This is a genomic window from Rugamonas violacea (genome assembly GCF_016461825.1).
Taxonomy (GTDB): domain Bacteria; phylum Pseudomonadota; class Gammaproteobacteria; order Burkholderiales; family Burkholderiaceae_D; genus Rugamonas.
In genome coordinates, this window is the sequence record NZ_JAEMNU010000149.1 from 11,202 (window position 1) to 32,652 (window position 21,451).

Below are 21,451 nucleotides of genomic sequence, written 5' to 3' on the forward strand. Positions count from 1 at the left end.
CCCCCCCCCCCCCCACGGCTGCTACGGCGCTATTACGCGTCGCGCGAAGCTTTCTTGCGCTCGTTCTCTTTCAAGAAACGCTTACGCAGACGGATCGACTTAGGCGTGATTTCCACCAGTTCGTCGTCGGCGATGAATTCAACGGCGTATTCCAGCGACATCTGCACCGGCGGCACCAGGCGCACGGCTTCGTCGGTACCCGACGAACGCACGTTGGTCAGCTGCTTGCCCTTGATCGGGTTGACCACCAGATCGTTGTCGCGCGAGTGGATGCCGATGATCATGCCTTCGTACACCGGGTCGTTGTGGACCACGAACATGCGGCCGCGATCCTGCAGTTTCCACAGGGCGTAGGCAACGGCGGCGCCGTCGTCCTGCGAGATCAGCACGCCGTTGCGACGGCCGGCCATTTCGCCACGGGTGTTGTCGACCGCTGCGTACTCGTCGAAGATGTGGCTCATCAAACCGGTACCGCGGGTCAGGGTCATGAACTCGGACTGGAAGCCGATCAGGCCACGCGCAGGGATGCGGTATTCCAGGCGCACACGGCCCTTGGCATCCGATTCCATGTTCTGCAGGTCGCCGCGACGACGGCCCAGTTCTTCCATCACGCCGCCCTGGTTGGCTTCTTCGACGTCAACGGTCAGCAGTTCGAACGGCTCGTGGCGCACGCCGTCGACCATTTTGTAGACCACGCGCGGACGCGACACGGCCAGCTCGAAACCTTCGCGACGCATGTTTTCGATCAGGATGGTCAGGTGCAGCTCGCCGCGGCCCGATACTTCGAAGATCGTGTCGTCGTCGGTCGGCGCGACGCGCAGGGCGACGTTGGCTTTCAGTTCTTTGTCCAGGCGGTCGCGCAGCTGACGGCTGGTGACGAACTTGCCTTCGCGGCCGGCCAGTGGCGAGTTGTTGACCATGAAGTTCATGGTCAGCGTTGGCTCGTCGACGGTCAGCATTTCCATCGCGTCCGGGGTGTCCGGTGCGCAGAGGGTCGAGCCGATGCCGATTTCTTCGATACCGTTGATCAGGATGATGTCGCCGGCGACGGCTTCGTCGACCAGCACGCGCTCCAGGCCCTTGAAGTTCAGCACCTGGTTGATGCGGCCCTTGATCGGGGTCGAATCGGGACCGTTCAGAACGATGACGTCCTGGCCGGTCTTGACGCGACCGCGCGAGACGCGGCCGATACCGATTTTACCGACGTAGGACGAGTAGTCCAGCGAGGTGATTTGCATCTGCAGGGGACCGTCCGGATCGTCGTCACGCGAAGGCACGTGCTTCAGGATCGCTTCGAACAGCGGCTTCATGTCGCCTTCGCGGACGCTGTCGTCCAGCGAGGCGTAGCCGTTCAGGGCCGAGGCGTAGACGACCGGGAAGTCCAGTTGCTCGTCGGTCGCGCCCAGCTTGTCGAACAGTTCGAAGGTGGCGTTGATGGCCCAGTCCGGACGGGCGCCCGGACGGTCGATCTTGTTGACCACGACGATAGGCTTCAGGCCCAGCGCCAGCGCCTTGCGGGTCACGAAGCGGGTCTGTGGCATCGGGCCTTCTTGGGCGTCGACCAGCAGCAGAACCGAGTCCACCATCGACAGAACACGTTCCACTTCGCCGCCGAAATCGGCGTGGCCTGGGGTGTCGACGATGTTGATGTGGGTGCCTTCGTACTCAACGGCGCAGTTCTTCGACAGAATCGTGATGCCGCGTTCTTTTTCAAGGTCGTTCGAGTCCATCACGCGGGTTTCAACTTGCTGGTTGTCGCGGAAGGTACCGGACTGACGCAGCAGTTTGTCGACGAGGGTGGTTTTACCGTGGTCAACGTGGGCGATGATGGCGATGTTGCGAATTGCGCGTTTTGTAGTAGACATGGTCATTATATTTGCTGAAAAACTGCGGGGGCGTACAGCGTGTACGGAGGTGTTCGGTTGCTTGCCAATTTCTGGAACCGCGTAGTATAGCATGCGCTCTTGCTCGGGTTCAAAAAATCCTAGAAATTCAAAGATTTAGCGCAATTCCGCACGGCCGCGCGGGGGCTCAGCCGTGCGCGGTGGCGATCAGGCGCTCGGGCGCCAGGATGCTGTACTCGCCCAACTGGCCGGTGCCGAGCAGCTTGTCGTCGAGATAGACGCGGACCCTGCCCTGCTCGGCCGGCAGCGCGGCGGGCAGCGACTCGAGATCCTTGCCCAAGGCCAGGCGCTGGCCTTGCAGGAAGCGCTTGGCCAGCTCGGCCGTCAGTTGCACGGCCGGGAAGCTGGCCAGCAGCGCATCGACCGGCGCCAGCAGGCTCAGCGGCTCCGCATGGGCCACCAGCGCGTCCAGCGTCAGCATGCCCTCGATGGTCAGCGGACCGACCTGGGTGCGGCGCAGCGCGTTCAGGTGGGCGCCGCAACCGAGCGCCTCGCCGATGTCCTGGCCCAGCACGCGGATGTAGGTGCCCTTGCTGCAGGTCACCGACAGCTTGAGGAACGGCGCCTCGTAGCTGATCAGCTCGAGCTTGTGGATGATGACGTTGCGCGCCTCGCGCTCCAGCGTGATGCCGGCGCGGGCGTACTCGTAGAGCGGCTTGCCGTCGCGCTTGAGCGCCGAGTACATCGGCGGCACCTGGGCGATCGGGCCGCGGAAACGCGCCAGCACGGCTTCGATCTGCGCCACCGTCACCTCGACCGGACGGCTGTCGACCACCAGGCCCTCGGTGTCGCCGGTGTCGGTGCTCTGGCCCAGGTGGACCGTGGTGTCGTAGCTCTTGTCGGCCTCCAGCAAGTCCTGCGAGAACTTGGTGGCCTCGCCGAAGCACAGCGGCAGCAGGCCGGTGGCGAACGGGTCGAGGGTGCCGGTGTGGCCGGCCTTCTTGGCGTTGAGCACGCGCTTGGCCTTGATCAGCGCGTCGTTGCTGGAAAAGCCGACCGGCTTGTCGAGCAACAGCACGCCGTCGACCAGGTCGCGGACTCGCTTCGGATGGTTTTGCTTCATATGCATTCGCTCAGAGGGTGCTTCAAAATGGGCCTGGCCGGGCGCGGCGGCACAGCCGGCGCGGCGGGCACGGCGAGCCGCCGCGGCGCCGCCACGGGCCCCTTGAAGCGGCCGGGGCCGGCCGCGCCGGCCCGCCGCGAACTTACTCGGCGTCTTTGTCGGTGGATTCTTGCTGCGCCTGCTCGTCGTCCTTGGAGCGGGTGGCGTTGGCCTGGTCGATCAGCAGCGACAATTCCATGCCGCGCGCGGTCGAGCTGTCGTGCACGAAGTGCAGCGCCGGCAAGGTGTGGATGTGCAGGCGCTTGCCCAGCTGGCCGCGCATGTAGCCGGCCGCCGCGTGCAAACCGTCGCAGGTGTTCTTGATGTCTTCCTTGCTGTCTTTGAGCATGGTGAAGAACACCTTGGCGTGGGCGTAGTCGGGCGTGACCTGCACCTCGGTGATGGTGATCATGCCGACCCGCGGGTCTTTCAACTCGTAGGCGATGATTTCCGACAGGTCGCGCTGGATCTGGTCGGCCACGCGCAAGCCGCGCGCGGGGATGTTTTTGCTATGTTTAGCCATAAATTCGGAATTGCTTTTCTTTAAATAACAAGTGGACGGGAGCAATTATGCGCCCGTCCACCCGGTCAAACCACTCTAATCGACAGCGCTTACAGCGTGCGGGCGATTTCCTGAACTTCGAACACTTCCAGGGTGTCGCCAACCTGGATGTCGTTGTAGTTCTTCAGCGACAGGCCGCACTCCAGACCGGCGCGGACATCTTTCGCGTCGTCCTTGAAGCGTTTGAGCGAGTCGATCTCGCCGCTCCACACCACGATGTTGTTGCGCAGCAGGCGTACCGAGGAATTGCGCTTGACCACACCGTCGGTGACCAGGCAACCGGCGACCGCGCCGACTTTCGAGACCAGGATGACCTGGCGAATCTCGACCTGGCCGATGACGGTTTCGCGTTTTTCCGGTGCCAACATGCCCGACAAGGCCGAACGAATTTCGTCGATCGCATCGTAGATGATGTTGTAGTAGCGGATGTCGACGCCGTTCGACTCGGCCAGCTTGCGCGCCTGGGCGTCGGCACGGGCGTTGAAGCCGATGATGACCGCTTTCGAGGCGACCGCCAAGTTGACGTCGGACTCGGTGATGCCGCCGACGGCCGCATGGACCACCTGCACGCGCACTTCCGAGGTCGACAGCTTCTGCAGCGAGCTGACCAGTGCTTCCTGCGAACCCTGCACGTCGGTCTTGATGATCATCGGCAGATTTTTGACTTCGCCTTCGGCCATCTGGTCGAACATGTTTTCCAGCTTCGCGGCTTGCTGCTTGGCCAGTTTCACGTCGCGGAACTTACCTTGACGGAACAGACCGATTTCACGCGCCTTGCGCTCGTCGGCCATGACCATGACTTCTTCGCCGGCTTGCGGCACTTCGGTCAGGCCTTGGATTTCGACCGGGATCGAAGGACCGGCTTCGTTGATCGACTTGCCGTTCTCGTCCAGCATGGCGCGCACGCGGCCATAGGAGGAGCCCGCCAGGATCACGTCGCCGCGCTTCAGGGTGCCGGACTGCACCAGGATCGTCGCGACCGGGCCCTTGCCCTTGTCCAGACGGCCCTCGACCACCAGGCCACGGGCCGGCGCGTCGATCGGTGCCTTCAGTTCCAGGATCTCGGCCTGCAGCAGCACCTGTTCCAGCAGGGCGTCGATGCCCTCGCCGGTCTTGGCCGACACCGGCACGAACGGCGATTCGCCACCGTATTCCTCAGGCAGGACCTGCTCGGCGACCAGTTCCTGCGTCACGCGGTCCAGGTTGCCGCCCGGTTTGTCGATCTTGTTGATCGCGACAACCAGGGGCACGCCGGCGGCCTTGGCGTGGGCGATCGCTTCCTTGGTTTGTGGCATCACGCCATCGTCCGCCGCCACCACCAGGATGACGATGTCGGTGGCCTTGGCGCCACGGGCACGCATCGCCGTGAAGGCTTCGTGACCCGGGGTGTCGAGGAAGGTGATGGTGCCGCGCGGGGTTTCCACGTGGTAGGCACCGATGTGCTGCGTGATGCCGCCGGCTTCGCCCGACGCCACTTTGGCGCGGCGGATGTAATCGAGCAGCGAGGTCTTGCCGTGGTCGACGTGACCCATGACGGTGACCACCGGCGCGCGCGGCAGCGATTCGAAGTGGGCGTGCTCACCCTGGTCGGCCAGCAGCGCTTCCGGATCGTCCTGTTCGGCGGCGAAGGCCTTGTGGCCCATTTCCTCGACCAGAATCATGGCCGTTTCCTGGTCCAGCACCTGGTTGATGGTGCACATCTGGCCCAGTTTCATCAACTGCTTGATGACCTCGGAAGCCTTGACCGACATCTTGTGGGCCAGTTCGGCCACGGTGATGGTTTCCGGTACGTAGACGTCCTTGATCACGGCCTCGGTTGGGGCCTGGAAGTTGGTCTCGCGATCGTCCGAGTGCGAAGGACGACGGCCCTTGGCGCCACCGCGCCAGCTGTCGCGGCCGGTCGACGGACCGCCACGGCCCTTGTTGGCCGAGTTGCCCGGGGCGCCGCGTTTTTTCGCGTCGTCCGACCAGGTCGACGAGACGTTCGCCGATTTGATCGATTTCTTGTCGGCGGTGACCGGTTTCTTGTCGTCTTTCTTCTCGCCCGGCTTCTTGTCGGCGGGCTTGTGCAGCGTGCCCTCAGGCGACTTGGGCTTGACGGCGACGACCGGGGCGACCGGCTCGGGAGCCTTGATGGCGCGGCGCGGCGCGTTCATCATCGCCTTGATCTGCGCCACTTCGTCGGCCACGGCCTTGCGGGCGCGGTCGGTCGCCTCAGCCTTTTCGGCGGCTTCCTTGGCGGCTTGCGCGGCTTTCTTCTTGGCTTCCTCGGCGGCGGCTTTTTTCTTCTCTTCGGCGGCGCTGTCGGCGGCCGGCTCGCTGCCGGCGGCGACCGCGGTCGCGGCGGCGGCGGCCTTGCTGGCGGCCTTCTTGGCTTCGGCGTCGGCTTCCTTCTTGGCGGCCGCTTCGGCTTCGGCGTTGGCTTTGGCCTGCGCTTCCTTCTCGGCGTCCAGCTTGGCCAGATGCTCCTGCTTCTCGCGCAGGTCGGCTTCTTGACGGGCGATCAGTTCGACCTGCTTGCGGGCCTCTTCTTCACGGCGCGCGATATCGGCCGGGTCGGCCACGGCGGCGGCGGGCGCCGCCACTGCCGGTGCCGGCACGTCGTCGCGCTGCACGAAGGTGCGCACCTTCTTGACGGCGACCTGGATCGTGCGCGACTTGCCAGTGGCGTCGGCCTGCTTGATCTCGGTGGTTTCTTTGCGCGTCAGCGTGATCTTTTTCTTTTCGGTGTCAGCCGCCGCGCCGTGGGTGCGACGCAGGTGATCCAGCAGCTTATCCTTATCATCTTTCGACAATGGATCTGACGTCGAACTTTTTTCGACGCCGGCAGAACGCAGCTGCGTCAGCAGCAAATCTGCAGGCATCTTCAGTTCGGTGGCAAATTGGGCTACGTTGTTACTCGCCATTCAGTCCTCTTTTCTATGTGTCGCGGAGATGATAAAGATACTCAAATTAAGCCTTTGCGGATTCGGCAAGACTCCATGCTTTGGCCTGGAGGGCCTTGGCACGATCGTCGTACTTTGAGTCAACCAACTTCATCTCATCGTCGGTCACATCTTCAAATTCACTCTTAATCAGTTCGCGTGCGCGGTCGGCGGACAGTGCCAAAATGGCACCGAATTCGTCGTAGGCCAACGCACTAAATTCAACCACGGTCTTGATACCAGCCAGACCCAGCTTGCCGGCGGTGATGCGGTCCATGCCTTCCAGACCGACCAACGCCTCGTCCATGCCTTCCAGTCCCTCTTCCGAAGCGATCGCCTCGGTGACCAGCGCGTCACGGGCACGGGTACGGAGTTCATTGACGGTATCCTCGTCGAACGATTCGATTTCCAACATTTCGGAGATCGGCACGTAGGCGATTTCTTCCAGGCTGGCAAAGCCTTCTTCCACCAGGATGTCGGCCACTTCTTGGTCGACGTCGAGTTTTTCCATGAACAGGGCGCGTACCGCGGCCGTTTCCTGGGCTGCCTTGTCGGCCGATTCCTCGGCCGTCATGATGTTGATTTTCCAGCCGGTCAGATCGGCGGCCAGGCGCACGTTCTGGCCCGAGCGGCCGATGGCGATGGCCAGGTTTTCCTCGTCGACCACGACGTCCATGGCGTGCTTCTCCTCATCGACCATGATCGACGAGACGTTGGCCGGGGCCAGCGCGCCGATGACGAACTGGGCCGGATCTTCCGACCACAGCACGATGTCGACCCGTTCGCCGCCCAGCTCGCCGGTGACGGCCTGGACGCGGGAACCGCGCATGCCGACGCAGGTGCCGATCGGATCGATGCGCTTGTCGGCCGTGTAGACGGCGATCTTGGCGCGCACGCCGGCGTCGCGGGCGGCGGATTTAATTTCCAGCATGCCTTGTTCGATTTCCGGCACTTCCAGCTCGAACAGCTTCATGATGAATTCCGGCGCGGTGCGCGACAGGATCACTTGCGGGCCGCGCATGTTGCGGTCGATGCGCAGGATGAAGGCGCGGACGCGGTCGCCGATACGCAGGTTTTCCTTCGGGATCATCTGGTCGCGCGGCAGGCGCGCTTCGATCTTGCCCGATTCGACGATGGCGTCGCCGCGTTCCATGCGCTTGATGGTGCCGGTGACGAGCGAGTCGCCGCGTTCCAGGAAGTCGACCAGGATTTGTTCGCGCTCGGCGTCACGCACGCGCTGCAGGACCACTTGCTTGGTGTCCTGGGCGAAGCGGCGGCCGAACTCGACCGATTCGATCGGTTCTTCGATGTGGTCGTCGACTTCGATGTCGGCGATCTGTTCTTTGGCTTCGAAGTGCAGGATCTCTTGATCCGGCAACTGCAGGCCCGCCTCGTCCGGCACCACGTGCCAGCGGCGGAAGGATTCGAACTCACCCGACTCGCGGTCGATCGAAACGCGAATATCGACTTCACCTTCATAGCGTTTCTTCGTGGCTTGCGCCAAGGCGAATTCCAGCGCGCCGAATACGACATCTTTATCGACGTTTTTTTCACGCGCCAGCGCGTCTACCAATAACAAAACTTCGCGACTCATGCTTTGCGTCCCTTAAAATCCACCTGCGGCACCAAGCGTGCCTTATCCACATCGGCGAGCGTAAACTCCAACATCGCCGGACCATCTTTTCCTTCAAATTCCAAGGCCAATTTGTCGCCCTGGGGTTCTTGCAAGATCCCCTGGAACGATTTCCGGTTATTACTATCCGGCATGGCCACGCACAGTTTGACGATGACTTCGCATCCGGCAAACCGCACAAAATCCTCCAGCTTGCGCACCGGGCGGTCCAGCCCCGGCGACGAGATTTCGAGACGCTCGTAGTTCACGTTCTCGACCGTCAGCACGTGCGACAGCTGGTGGCTGACGGTGGCGCAATCCACAACGGTGATCGGACCTTTTTCGGCAGCATCGGCTGCGGTGAAATCGATATACACGCGCAACAGTCCACGCTCGGCCCGTTCAACATCAACCAGCTCATAGCCCAGACCGGCTACGGTCTTTTCAATTAATTCCGGCAGCTGCAAGAAAATTCTCCAGATCAAGGCCCGTTTCTCAGACGAAAACGGACCGTTCAAAACGGTTCACCAAAAAAAAAATGGGCATCTGCCCATCTTCCTATATTCCCAACCAGATGAAAGCACTCTCAGCAAATTACCCTGCGAAGACTTTTACTAGGCTGGTTATTATAACCGCATATCGCCTGCTCCGCAATGCCGCGCTAGCGACAGAGGCGGGCGTACAACACCGCCGCACAGGCCGCCAGCCCAGTAAAACAGCGGCCTCGCGGCTGGCGCGGCGCGGCGCCACAAAGACGCCGGCGCCGCGCCGGCCGCGCGTTTAACCCTTGCGACGACGCGGCATGCCGTGGTCGCTGGCGCCGCCACGCGGCGCCTGGTTGCGGCGCGGCGCCGAAGCGTTACCGAAACCAAAAGTCGTCTGCAACGGATCGGGCTGGCGTGGGCCGCGCGGGCCTTTTGCGCCCGGCCCCATGCCGCCACCCTGACCACCCTGGCCGCCTTGACCACCCTGGCCGCCCTGGCCGCCTTGACCACCCTGGCCGCCCTGGCCGCCTTGACCACCCTGGCCGCGCGGGCCACGGGATTGACCTTCGTGCGGCGCGCCCAGCGGACGACCGCCGGCATAGGCGCCGATGCCTTGCGGCCGACCGCCCGGACGGCCCATGCCTTGACCGGCGCCGCCTGGACGACCCTGACCCTGGCCCTGCCCCTGGAAGCCGCCTTGCGAGCGTCCCATGCCGCCGCGCGGACCTTTCGGGAACGGATCGGCGTTGCTGTTGCTGACGTCCGGACGGTTGAAGTTCGGCTCGTCGCGCTCGGCGCGCTCGGCGCGTTCGGCACGCTCGGGCCGCTCGGCGCGTTCGTTCGGCCGCGATGGACGCGGACCGTTGCCCTTCGGACCACGGCTCTCGGCGGTGGCCGGAATTTTCTTCTCGACGCCATACGCCGCCAGCATGTCGCGCACGGCGTTTTCTTCCATCTCTTCCCAGCGACCGCGCTTCAGGTTGCTTGGCAGGCTCATCGCGCCGTAGCGGGTACGGATCAGGCGCGAGACGGTCAGGCCGATCGCCTCGAACATCCGGCGCACCTCGCGGTTACGGCCTTCGCCGATGATGACGCGATACCACTTGTTAATGCCTTCGCCGCCGCCATCGGCGATCTTGGTGAATTGCGCCATGCCGTCTTCCAGCTCGACGCCGGCCAGCAGCTTCTGGCGCATGCCCTCTTCCAGCTCGCCCAGCGTGCGCACGGCGTATTCGCGGTCGATGTGGTAGCGCGGGTGCATCAGGCGGTTGGCCAGGTCACCCGAGGTGGTGAACAGCAGCAGGCCTTCGGTGTTGAAGTCGAGACGGCCGACGGCCAGCCATTTGCCGGCCTTCATGGTCGGCAAACGGTCGAACACGGAGGGACGGCCGTCCGGGTCGTCGTGGCTGACGATCTCGCCGGCCGGCTTGTGGTACACCAGCACGCGCGGCGGCTTCTTGCTGACGCGGCGCTGGATCAGCTTGCCGTTCAGGCGGACGTGGTCGGTCGCCAGGATGCGCTGGCCGATGTGGGCCGGCTCGCCGTTGACCGAAACGCGGCCGGCGACGATCAAGTCTTCCATGTCGCGGCGCGAACCGAGACCGGCTTCGGCCAACACCTTGTGCAGCTTGGGCGCGTCGTCGTCCGAGGTCAGATCGCGGCGCACCACTTTGGCCGGCGCCTGGTAGCGCGCTTTCGGCTCTTCGCTGTCGAAGTCGTCCGAGGTGACATAGGAGAACGCCGCGTCGGCGTCGTCCACCGCCGGCGCGCCGCTGCGTTGTTGCTGCGGCTTGCCGCCCTTGCCTTTGTGCGGACCCTTGCCGGCGCCGCGCGTGTCGTTGCGCGGGCCGCGCTCGTGGCGTGGCTTGCCGTCGGCCGGCCAGACACCTTCGACGGCGGCTTCGCCTTCGACGGCGACAACCGGCTCCGGACGCGGCATCATGGCCTGGCGGGCGGCGCGCTGTTCGCGCATCTGGCGTGGGCCGCGCGGCGGGCGCGGACCGCGCTCGCCGGCCGCGACAGGAGCGCCCGGCGCTTCCACTGCCGGGGCGGCTTGTGCCGGTGCGGCGCCATCGACGACGGCCGCGGCGGCTTCGACCGGCTTGGCAACCGGCTTGGCGCGCGGCTTCTTGACCGGCGCGGCGGCCTCGCCGGCGGGCGCGGCGACGGCGGCGGCGCCCTCGACGACGACGGCCTCGGCCTTCGGCTTGCGCTTCGGCTTGGCGACGGGCGCGCCGGACTCGGCGGCCACGGCCGCGTCGGCCTCGATCTGCGCCTTGGTACGACGCTTCGGTTTAGCGGCCACTTCGGCGGCGACTGCGCCCGGGACTGTCTCTTCGATATTAGGATTGTTCATTATTCATTTCTTGGTTGTGCTCAGCGTCAACCGTTAAATCTGGCGCGGGGTCGTGAGTAGGTGCTTCATCTACAACGAAAGCATCGTGGCCGGCGTCCGGGCTTGCCGTGACGTCGTCGGCCACAAGCTCCTCATTTTCCGTACCAACATGTTGGGCGGCATCTTCAGCCGCTCTGTCAAAATTCTCCTGCAAGGCCGCCTCCAGCGCTTCCATATCCGGCTTGCTGCCCTGCATGTCGCTGATTTGCTGCAAAGGCGGCAGCTGGGACAGCGAATGCAAACCCAAATCATCCAAAAACTGCTTGGTGGTGCCCAACAAGGCGGGCCGCCCGACCACGTCGCGATAGCCGATGGCGTCGACCCAACCACGGTCTTCCAACATCTTGATCGTCTGTGAATTGACGGCGACGCCACGGATCTCCTCGATATCACCACGCGTCACCGGTTGCCGGTAGGCGATGATGGCCAGGGTTTCCATGGTGGCGCGCGAATACTTGGGCGGCTTTTCGGGGCTCAGGCGGTCGAGGTACAACTTCATCTCGGGGCGGCTCTGGAAGCGCCAGCCGGTCGACAGGCTGACCACTTCGATACCCTTGCCGGCCCAGTCCAAACGCAACTGCTCCAACAAGTCCTTGATCGTATCGGCACCCACTCCGGCGCCGCGCGGCCTGCCCTGGTCATCGAGCTCGACATATAGTTTTTTCAGACTATGTATCGACAAGGGCTCTTGCGCGCACAGCAACGCGGTTTCGAGGACTCTTTTCGCCTCAACTGTATCCATAGCAATCTTGTGGTTGCATCAAATGCAAGAAAGAAATCAATCACATTCAGTAAGGCCGTTGGCCGACACGCCGTGTCGCCAGGAAGGAGTACTCGCTGAAGCTGTTTGTCCGACGCCCGGGCCGATGCGCGCCGAGCGGGAGTGTTACAGGTGGAGAGACATGCCACCGACGGCCTGCGACACAGCAGCAGTGACCGTTGATTTCAAAGTGAAACGCGATCCAGGCACGCCGTTTTCGGGCGAAAACGCACGTGCAACTATACCAACGATCAATACCGTTTCATCCAACAATCCGAATTGTACCTGATAAAAGCGCGAAAAGCGCATTTCCGCTACGGGATATGTAACACAGCTTACGCCAAGGAAAGCTTTTCCGACAAAATTGCGGATACGCCAACAAAAGCCGGGTACTCGGCGGTGATGACGAAGATCGGCACTTGCGCCAGATATTTGGCGAAGCGGCCCTTCTGCTCGAAGCGGGCGCGGAAACCGGAGCGGTCGAAGCGCTGGCCCAGGCGCGGCACGATGCCGCCCCCTATATAGATGCCGCCCTGCGCGCCCAGGGTCACGGCGATGTTGCCGGCGACGGTGGCGAGCATGCAGCAGAAGGCCTCGATGACCTCGTCGCACAGGGTGCACTCGCCGGCCAGGGCGCGGCGGGCGATTTCCGGCGCCGACAGGTTCTCCGCCGGCAGGTCGGTGTGCTCGGCCAGGGCGCGGTAGATCAATTCCAGGCCGACGCCCGACATCAGGCGTTCGGCCGAGACGTGGTCGAACTCGCGCCAGGCGAAGCGCAGGATGGCCACCTCGGTCTCGTTCATCGGCGAGAAGCTGACATGGCCGCCCTCACTGAGCAGGGCCGTCCAGCCGCTGCGCGACGGCACCAGGCCGGACACGCCGAGGCCGGTGCCGGCGCCGATCAGGCCGATGGCGCTGTCGGCCACGGCGGCGCCGCCGCCGACCTGGCGTTTCTGCGCCTCCGACAGCAAGGGCAGCGAGCGGGCCAAGGCGGTGAAATCGTTTACCACGACCAAGGTGTCGAAGCCGCAGGCCAGGCGCAGCGCCTCGATCGAGAATTCCCAGTGGTGGTTGGTCATGCGCACCATATCCCCGGTGACCGGGTTGGCGATGGCGATCGCCCCCAAACGCACGTCGGCAACCCCGGCCGCCGTCACGGCCGGCGAGGCCAGGTAGGCCAGCAGGGCCGCCGCCAGGGTCGGATAGTCGGCACAGGCCAGCACCTCGATCAGCTCGATCTTGCCGGGCGCCGTCTCCAGCGCGAAGCGCGCGTTGGTGCCGCCGATGTCGGCCAACAAACGGGGGCCGTTGGCAAAACCGGAGGTGGAAGCGGACGACGTTGGAAGGGACTGGGCTGTCATGATCGAGGAAAGAGAAAGGATGCTCAAGCTTAAAGGATTCTTCACTTAGCACGCAAGGTCTGTTTGTAGTTTTAGTACATCGCAAGCCACACTCAGAACAAAAAATTACAATTTGAAATATTTGACTCGTAGTATGACTACCGAACAGCATCGACCGATAGCCGGGGGCGGCAGACACCTGCGGCCATGGGCGCGTCCCGCAGGACGAAGATATGGGATGAAAAAGGCGGCGGGTGGCCGGCATGGACGCGGGACTGTTGGGCGGAATTTAACTGCTTGACCGGATGGCGGCGCAAACCAAAAACCCGGGCAGGCACCGGGGGTCGGACCCCGCAGGGTCTGACCCCGGCACTTTGCCTCTGGGCTTGGCCGGCAGCGGCGGCGCCCTGGCGGCCGAAAACTTACTGCGGCATGCCCTGGCTGAGTTCTTCCGCCTCCAGGCGGGCGCGGGCGAAGGCGAGGTTCCACGCTTCCAGGCCGCCATGCAGCGGCTTGGCGCGATGGTAGCCGTGGGCCAGCAGTTGCTTGGCCACATGGGCGGCCGTCACGTCGTTGGGGCAGCTGCAATAGACGACGATGTGCTGGTCCTTGCCGAAGGCGGCCAAGGCCGTCAGCGGATCGCCGCCGTTGAACAGCACGGCGCCGGGCACGGCCGGCTCCATCATCTGCGCGGTGGCGCTGCGGGCGTCGACCAGCACCGGCTCCTGGCCCTGCGCCATCAACTGTTGCAAATCCTGGATGCTGATGCGCTCGATCTCCACCGATTGATGGAAACGCTTGCGCTCGACATATTTGAACGAGATGAACAACAGCAGCAACACGATCAGCACGATCAGGGCGGTGGTGCCCATGGTGCTGAGGATGCCCAGCACCTGGTCGACGCTGGTGTGGAAGTAGGCGCCGATGGCGATGCCGGTGCCGCTCCACAGCAAACCGCCGAGCACGCTAAAGCCGAGGAAGGTGGCGTTGCTGGTGCCCATGGCGCCGGCCAGCGGCGGGGCGATGGTGTTAAAGCCGGGAATGAACTTGGCGACGATCAGCGCCTTCGGCCCCCAGCGCTTGAAATTGTCCTCGGTCTGGCTGACGCAGTAGTCGGGCGACAGCGAGATGCGGCACAGCAGCTTGAGGATGCGCTTGCCATAGTAGCGGCCGGCGCCGAACCAGAAGCAATCGCTGATCAGACAGGCGAGCAGGCTCACCGCCAGCACGGCGGGCCAGCTGAAGTCGCCGTCGACGCCCAGGGCGCCGGCCACGATCAGGATCGGAAAGGCGGGAATGGGCAGGCCGATTTGTTCGACCAGCACGACGGCGAAAACGATCAGCACGCCATATTCTTGCAGCAGGAGTATTAGGTTCGACATTCTTCTATCTTATCTCAAAAAACGCCGGGCGGCGGCCGGAAAAGCCCGCCGGCGCCGCCATGCCACAGTCAAATCGGCGCCGCCACGCCACGCGGAATGGCCGCCAGCAAGGCCCGCGTGTAGGGGTGGCGGGGATTGCGGTACAGCTCGTCGGAATTGGCCAGCTCGACCACCTCGCCCTGGTGCATCACCATCACCTGGTCGGCGATATAGCGCACCACCGCCAGGTCGTGCGAGATGAAGATGTAGGACAGGCCGAACTCGTCCTGCAGGTCCTGCAACAGATTCAGCACCTGGGCCTGCACCGACACGTCCAGCGCCGACACCGACTCGTCGCACACCAGTATCTCCGGCTGCATGGTCAGGCAGCGGGCGATGGCGATGCGCTGCCGCTGGCCGCCGGAGAACTCGTGCGGATAGCGGTGCATGGCGGCCGCCGGCAGGCCGACCCGGTCGAGCAGGCGGCGGGCGGTGGCGCCGCGTTCGCGGTCGTCGGCGCCGATGCGGTGGATGCGCATCGGTTCGAGCAGGATCTGGCCCACCGTGAAACGCGGGTTCAACGAGGCGTAGGGATTCTGGAAGATGATCTGGATGCGCCGCTTGTAGGCTTGGTACTCGCGCGCCGGCATGGCCAGCAGGTCCTTGCCCTCGAACATGGCGCGGCCGCCGCTGGCCTGGTGCAGCCGCAGCAGGGTCAGGCCGACCGTGGTCTTGCCGCAGCCGGATTCGCCGACCACGCCCAGCGTCTTGCCGCGCGCCAGCGTGAAGGAGACGTTCTTGACCGCCTGGAACTCGCGCCGGCCGAACCAGCCCTCGCGCAGGAAGAAGCTCTTGCTGAGGTTTTCCACCACCAGCACCTTGTCGTCGCCGGGCAGGTAGCCGCGCACGCGCTCGGGCGCCGGCGCCGGGATTGCCACGCCGGCCGATCCCGGCGCAAGGTCCTCGGCCGCGCCGGCCGCCGCGCCCGGCTTGCCGTTCAGCTCGCCATCCATATAGTCGGCGATCACCGGCAGGCGGCGCGGCCGGGCGTCCAGCGGCGGCCGGCAGTGCAGCAGCGCGCGCGTGTAGGCGTCCCGCGGTTGGTCGAAGATCTGCCGCACCGGGCCGGCCTCGCGCACCTCGCCGTGGCGCATGACGATGACGCTGTCGGCGATCTCGCCCACCAGGCCAAGGTCGTGGGTGATAAACAGCACCGACATCTGCCGCTCCCTTTGCAGCCGGGCCAGCAATTCGATGATCTGCTGCTGGATCGTCACGTCGAGCGCGGTGGTCGGCTCGTCGGCGATCAGCAACCGCGGCGCGCAGGCGATGGCCATGGCGATCATCACGCGCTGCTGCTGGCCGCCGGACAACTGGTTCGGATAGGCGTCGATCTTGCGCGCCGCGTCGGCGATGCCGACCTCGTCGAGCAGCGCCAGGGTGCGCAGGCGCGCCTGGGCGCGGTTCATGCCCAGGTGCAGGCGCAGCACCTCGCCGATCTGGAAGCCGACGCTGAACACCGGGTTGAGCGAGGACATCGGCTCCTGGAAGATCATGGCGATGTCCTTGCCGCAAATGCGACGGCGCGCGGCGGGCGCCAGCGCCAGCAAATCGCGCCCGGCGAACAGGATGCGGCTGGCCGGCCCGACCAGCGCCTGGCCGGCCGGCAGCAGCCCCATCACCGCCAGCGAGCTGACCGACTTGCCGCTGCCCGACTCGCCCACCAGCGCCACGGTGCTGTTGCGCGGCACCACGAAGGAGACGCCTTTGACGGCCTCGACGCTGCTGTGCTTGTCGATGCGGAACCGCACGCGCAGATCGCGCACTTCGAGCAAATGGTCCATGCTTATTTCACTTTCGGATCGAGCGCGTCGCGCAGGGCATCGGTCAACAGCGAGAAGGCCGTCACCAGCACGGCCATGGCCAGCGCGGCGGCGCTGAGCTGCCACCACTTGCCGAGGATCAGCTCGTTCTGCGCCTCGTTCAGCATGCTGCCCCAGGACACCACGCCGACCGGCACGCCGAAGCCGAGGAAGCTGAGGATCACCTCGGCCTTGATGAAGCCGACCACCAGGATCGACAGCTGCACCAGCGCGACGTGGCTGACGTTGGGCAGGATGTGCGAGAACATGCGGCGCCAGTGCGAGGCGCCGATGGCGTCGGCCGCCATCACGTACTCGCGCGCCTTGTGCTTGATGTACTCGGCGCGGATCAGCCGGAAGGGAGCGGTCCAGCCGGTCAGGCCGAGGATCAGCACGATGGTCGGCACGCCCTTCTGCTGCAACACGGCGGCCACCGTCAAGATCATCAGGATCGAGGGAATGGCGGTGAACACGCTGTAGAACCAGTTGAAGAAATCGTCGACCAGGCCGCCGTAATAACCGGCGACGGCGCCGAACAAGGTGCCCAGGCCGACCGCCAGCGCGGCCGCCACCAGGCCGACCACGATCGAGGTCTCGGCGCCCTTGATGGTCTTCTTGACGACGTCGTGGCCCCATTTGTCGGCGCCGAAGGGCAAGGTCTGGCGCAGCGCCGGGCCGGCGCCGGCCATGGCGCCGGCGCCATGGCCGGCGCGCAACTGGCGCAAGTCCTCGGCCAGCGGGTCGAACTCGTTGGCCGGACGCGGCGCGCCGGCCGCGGCGGCGGCCAGCTCCGCCGGCTCGGCCGGCGCAGCGGCAGCAGCGGCAGCAGCAGCGGCGAAGCCCGGCGGCGCGTAGCTGACGGCCACCTCGTCCTCCCAGTCGGCGACGATCAGCCCGCCGGCCGACAGCAGCAGCATCAGCAGGAAGGCGGCGACCACGGCCAGCGCCAGCATCGCCACGCGGTCGGCGCGCAGGCGGCGCCAGGCCAGCGCCCACAGGCCGGGAGAATGTTGCATGTTGCTCAAATCCATAAGCCGCCGTCCCCTTACTTCAGTTGCACGCGCGGATCGACGGCCTGGTACAGCAGGTCGGTCAGCAGATTAAAGATCATCGTGGCGACGGCGACGTAGACGGTGATGGCCTTAATCACCGGAAAGTCGCTGCGCTCGACGGCCAGGATCACCTCGCGCCCGATGCCGGGGATGCCGAAGAAGCGCTCCAGCAAAAAGGCGCCGATCAGCAAGGCCGGCAGGTTGGCCATGACATGGGTGATGATGGGGATGGCGGCGTTGCGCAGCACGTGCAAGCACATCACGCGTGCCTCGCCCAGGCCCTTGGCGCGGGCGGTGCGCACATAGTCCTGGTTGACCTCGTCGAGCACGAAGCTGCGGTACAGGCGCAAGGTCGGCGCGATCGACACGGCCAGGCCGATCAAAATCGGCAGGCTGGCGTAGCGCAGCAGGTTTTCCCAGAAACTATCGCCCCAGCCCTGCACCGGGAACAGGCCCAGCTTGAAGGCCAGGCCGTACTGGAACACGATGATGTAGACCAGGATGCTGATCGACATGCCGACGGTGCAGGCGACCATCACCGCGCGGTCGGTCAGCGAGCCGCGCACGAAGGCGATGGCCAGCGCCAGCGCGATGCCCAGCACCGTCTCCAGCACGGTCAGCGGCAGCAGCACCGTCAGCGACGGCCCCAGCCGGCTGCCGATGATCTGCGCCACGCTCTCGCCGGTGGCCCAGCTGTGGCCGAAGTCGAAGCTGGCGATCTGCTGGATGAAGATCCACAGCTGCACATAGTAGGGCTGATCGACGCCGAGCTGGCGGCGGATGTTGGCGATGCTCTCGGCGTTCGCCATCTTGCCGGCCAGGATGTAGGCCGGGTCGCCGCCGACCCAGTTGAACAAGATAAACACCAGCAAGACCACGCCCAGCATGGTCGGCAGCATCTGCCACAGCCGGCGCACGATATAAGCAAACATGAACCATCCCTATTCTTTATTAGCCGGGCTTATGTTGCCGCCGCCGAATTGGCGTAACGATAACGCAAAAGCCTGGTCCACTGGCCAACTTTCCGCATGGCATATCCACAGGCAATGGAGCCATAACTTTTTATTTTGAAAAAATGACAAAACCCCGCAGCTTAGCATTATAAATTTACTATTTTATTGGCATATATATGCCAATTTACCAGGAATTGCCGAACAAAAATTGACAGCGGCGGGCTCCGAGTGGTCTGATATGCGCCCTGTAAGATTCCGGCCGCCGGCGGCCGGCAATCCACCCCATCCCATGAAAGAAGTATCCGTAATGATGATAGAAACAATCTTGTCCCGTTCGCTGCGCCTGACCTTCGCCGGCGGCCTGGCCCTGTCGATGCACGCCGCCCTGGCCCAGGAAGCCGGCGAGAGCATGCAGCGGGTCGAAATCACCGGCTCCAGCATCAAGCGCATCGCCGCCGAGTCCTCGCTGCCGGTGCAATCGTTCAGCCAGAAGGACATCAAGAAATCCGGCGTCAGCACGGTCACCGACTTCATCCAGCAGATGCCGGCGATGCAGGGCTTCTCGGTGGCGGCCGACTCGATCGGCGGCGGCGGCGGCGGCGTCACCACCGCCTCCATCCACGGCATCGGCGCGCCCTACACGCTGGTGTTGCTGAACGGCCGCCGCGTCGCCGCCTCCAACTCGGGCAGCACCATCGACCTGAACTCGATCCCCTTGTCGGCCATCGAACGGGTCGAAGTGCTGACCGACGGCGCCTCGGCGCTGTACGGCTCGGACGCCATCGCCGGCGTCGTCAACTTCATCCTGAAAAAAGGCGCCGCGCCGTGGGAAGTCAACGCCAAGCTGGCCACGCCGCAGAAAGCCGGCGGCCGCAGCCAGGCCATCAGCATCAGCAAGGGTTTCGGCGACCTGGAGGACGACGGCTACAGCGTCTTCGTCTCGCTCAGCCACGACGAACAGAAACAGCTCAAGGCCGCGCAGCGCGACTTCGCCAAGACCGGCATGATCGACTTCACCGACCCGGCCAACGGCCGCGCGCTGCAGTTCCTCAACGGCTCCTCGCGCGCCATCCCGGCCAACGCCGCCGTCAACTACACCGGCGCCGACGGCAAAAGCCGCACCGCCAACCTGAACCCCTACGCGCTGATCAACGGCAAGTGCGCGCCGGCCAACGTCGACGCCTTCGGCGACGGCCAGTGCTACTACGACTACACCTCGACCATCGAGATCAACCCGGAGCAGAGCCGCGACGCCCTGTTCAGCTCGGGCGGCATGAAACTGGGCAACACCGGCTTCAAGGCCTTCTACGACCTGGCCTACACCGAGGCCAAGATCGTCGCCAGCATCGCGCCCTACCCGGCCGACTTCGCCCTGTCGACGTCGTCGCCGCTGTTCGGCAAATACATCAAGCCCTACCTGACGCCCGAGCAGATCGCCGGCGTCAGCTCGGTGACCGCCAAGTACCGCCTGTACGAGATGGGCAACCGTGGCTACGACTACGGCACCAAGGCCACCCACCTGGTGGCCGGCGTCGACGGCGGCGCCTTCGGCTGGGACCTCAACGCCGCGCTCAGCTATTCGAAGAACCAGCAGCAGCAGGTCTACCTCGGCGGCTTCCCGCTCGACAAACAATTCAACGCCCTGATCGACAGCGGCAGCTTCGACCCCTTCGCCTACGCCCCCGGCCAAATGCCGCAGAGCATGCGCGCGGCCCTCAACGCGACCGGTTTCAGCGGCCGCTACAACACCCAGACCGTGCTCATGAAGGGCGTCGACGCGCGCGCCTCGCGCGAAGCCTTCCAGCTGCCGGGCGGCGGCGCCATGCTCGGCGTCGGCGCCGACTACCGCCGCAACAGCTTCAAGACCGAGCAGGCCGACGTCGCCAAGCAGGCCGGCATCCTGTTCGACAGCGCCCAGGCCGACAATAGCTACCAGCGCAGCAACGCCGGCGCCTATGCCGAGCTGATCCTGCCGCTGAGCAAGAAACTGGAAATCACCACCTCGCTGCGCTACGACAGCATCGGCGCCGTCGACAACCAGCTCAGCGGCCAGCGCATCGGCCAAACACAGAGCGCCGGCACCTACAAGGTCAGCGCCAAATACGCGCCGGCCAGCAAGCTGATGCTGCGCGCCGCCACCGGCACCGGCTTCCGCGCCGCCAGCATGAGCGAGATCGCCGGCCCGCTGGAGGACTTCGGTGTCACCGGCGGCACCTACGCCTGCCCGCTGACGGCGGCCAACGGCATGGCCGGCCATCCGCTGGCCAAATACTGCGAGGCCGGCCGCAGCCAGTTTGAAATGGTCCAGGTCGGCACCCCCGAACTGAAACCCGAGCACTCCAAGCAATGGTCGATGGGCGCCGTGTTCGAGGCCGACGGCGGCGTCAGCCTGTCGCTCGATCTGTGGAATGTGCAAATCAGCGACCAGGTCAGCACCGCCAGCGAGGGTCTCATCATCGCCAACCCGGCGCAGTACGCCAATTTGTTTACCACCAAGCACATCAGCTCGACCGGACTGGACGTGCTGGCCATCATCAAGCGCCCGGTCAACATCGGCAAAGTGGAAAATCGCGGCATCGACTACGACCTGACGCAAAAGATCCGCCTGTTCGACGGCAAGCTGAGCAACCGCCTGGCCGGCACCTACCTGCTGCGCTCGCAATACACCCGTCCGGGTACCAGCGACCAGTGGGAAACCAGCCTGAACCGCTACGGTTCGGACGACGCGGTCAGCTTCCGCCACATCGTCAAGGCCAGCAGCTCGTTTGAAGCGGCGCGCTGGACCCACACCTTGAGCGCCAGCTACCGCAACGGCTACACCGACAAGCCGCAGAACGCCGAGGACTGCGCCGTCACCACCGCCGACGCCGCCCAGGAATGCTACGCCATCACGCTGCAGGTGCCGAGCTACACCACCTTCGACTGGCAGAGCGCGTTCCGGCCGATGAAGAACCTGGAAGTGACGGCCGGCGTGCTGAACCTGTTCGACCGCAATCCGCCCTTCAGCCTGCGCAACACCGGCTCGCACCAGATCGGCTACAACCCGTCCTACTCCAGCGCCATGGGGCGCAGCTTCTACCTGAGCGGCGCCTACAAGTTCTAAGCCCGCCACCGTTGCAATCCCCTCCGCCGCCGGCCC

General features: G+C 64.7%; 14 protein-coding genes. 1 reads left to right on the top strand and 13 read right to left on the bottom strand.

All coding sequences use genetic code 11. The annotated features are described in order from the left end of the window. Positions 1–32: 32 nt before the first annotated feature. From typA to H7U20_RS27710, 13 genes are all read right to left on the bottom strand, one after another. Positions 33–1,865 (bottom strand): translational GTPase TypA, encoded by a 1,833-nt coding sequence (gene typA / locus H7U20_RS27650; RefSeq protein WP_199762353.1) that lies wholly within the window; start codon positions 1,863–1,865, stop codon positions 33–35. A 166-nt stretch (positions 1,866–2,031) separates the two neighbouring features. After that, positions 2,032–2,967: a tRNA pseudouridine(55) synthase TruB gene (gene truB, locus H7U20_RS27655; RefSeq protein ID WP_199762376.1), complete on the bottom strand. Its 936-nt coding sequence runs from the start codon at positions 2,965–2,967 to the stop codon at positions 2,032–2,034. Between the two features lie 142 nt (positions 2,968–3,109). Then, entirely contained in the window at positions 3,110–3,529 is a 420-nt protein-coding gene (gene rbfA / locus H7U20_RS27660; protein ID WP_199762354.1) for a 30S ribosome-binding factor RbfA, read from the bottom strand. Between the two features lie 89 nt (positions 3,530–3,618). After that, a complete protein-coding gene (infB, locus tag H7U20_RS27665; RefSeq protein ID WP_199762355.1) occupies positions 3,619–6,474 on the bottom strand; it encodes a translation initiation factor IF-2 in 2,856 nt (951 codons plus the stop codon). 46 nt (positions 6,475–6,520) lie between these two features. Continuing rightward, the gene (gene nusA / locus H7U20_RS27670) at positions 6,521–8,086 is read right to left on the bottom strand and encodes a transcription termination factor NusA (protein WP_199762356.1); all 1,566 of its coding nucleotides are present in this window, start codon (positions 8,084–8,086) and stop codon (positions 6,521–6,523) included. Beyond that, positions 8,083–8,571: a ribosome maturation factor RimP gene (rimP, locus tag H7U20_RS27675; RefSeq protein WP_199762357.1), complete on the bottom strand. Its 489-nt coding sequence runs from the start codon at positions 8,569–8,571 to the stop codon at positions 8,083–8,085. The genes nusA and rimP overlap by 4 nt, the downstream gene beginning before the upstream one ends. Before the next feature lie 313 nt (positions 8,572–8,884). Further along, positions 8,885–10,945: a pseudouridine synthase gene (locus H7U20_RS27680; RefSeq protein WP_199762358.1), complete on the bottom strand. Its 2,061-nt coding sequence runs from the start codon at positions 10,943–10,945 to the stop codon at positions 8,885–8,887. Then, positions 10,932–11,726, bottom strand: a complete 795-nt coding sequence (scpB, locus tag H7U20_RS27685; protein ID WP_199762359.1) for an SMC-Scp complex subunit ScpB — start codon at positions 11,724–11,726, stop codon at positions 10,932–10,934. The genes H7U20_RS27680 and scpB overlap by 14 nt, the downstream gene beginning before the upstream one ends. Before the next feature lie 353 nt (positions 11,727–12,079). Then, positions 12,080–13,105: a glucokinase gene (locus tag H7U20_RS27690; RefSeq protein WP_199762377.1), complete on the bottom strand. Its 1,026-nt coding sequence runs from the start codon at positions 13,103–13,105 to the stop codon at positions 12,080–12,082. Between the two features lie 401 nt (positions 13,106–13,506). Beyond that, positions 13,507–14,466 carry a VTT domain-containing protein gene (locus tag H7U20_RS27695; RefSeq protein WP_199762360.1) on the bottom strand — a complete coding sequence of 320 codons (960 nt, stop codon included), beginning with the start codon at positions 14,464–14,466 and terminating at the stop codon, positions 13,507–13,509. A 68-nt stretch (positions 14,467–14,534) separates the two neighbouring features. Then, a complete protein-coding gene (locus H7U20_RS27700) occupies positions 14,535–16,289 on the bottom strand; it encodes an ABC transporter ATP-binding protein (protein ID WP_199762361.1) in 1,755 nt (584 codons plus the stop codon). A gap of 2 nt (positions 16,290–16,291) precedes the next feature. Continuing rightward, positions 16,292–17,323, bottom strand: coding sequence for an ABC transporter permease (locus tag H7U20_RS27705; RefSeq protein WP_199762362.1), 1,032 nt, complete (start codon positions 17,321–17,323; stop codon positions 16,292–16,294). A 29-nt stretch (positions 17,324–17,352) separates the two neighbouring features. Continuing rightward, the gene (locus H7U20_RS27710; RefSeq protein ID WP_199762363.1) at positions 17,353–18,291 is read right to left on the bottom strand and encodes an ABC transporter permease; all 939 of its coding nucleotides are present in this window, start codon (positions 18,289–18,291) and stop codon (positions 17,353–17,355) included. Between the two features lie 328 nt (positions 18,292–18,619). Here H7U20_RS27710 and H7U20_RS27715 point away from each other — a divergent pair, with 328 nt between their 5' ends. Next, on the top strand, positions 18,620–21,415 hold the full coding sequence (locus H7U20_RS27715) for a TonB-dependent receptor plug domain-containing protein (protein WP_199762364.1): 2,796 nt from the start codon (positions 18,620–18,622) through the stop codon (positions 21,413–21,415). Positions 21,416–21,451: the final 36 nt, after the last annotated feature.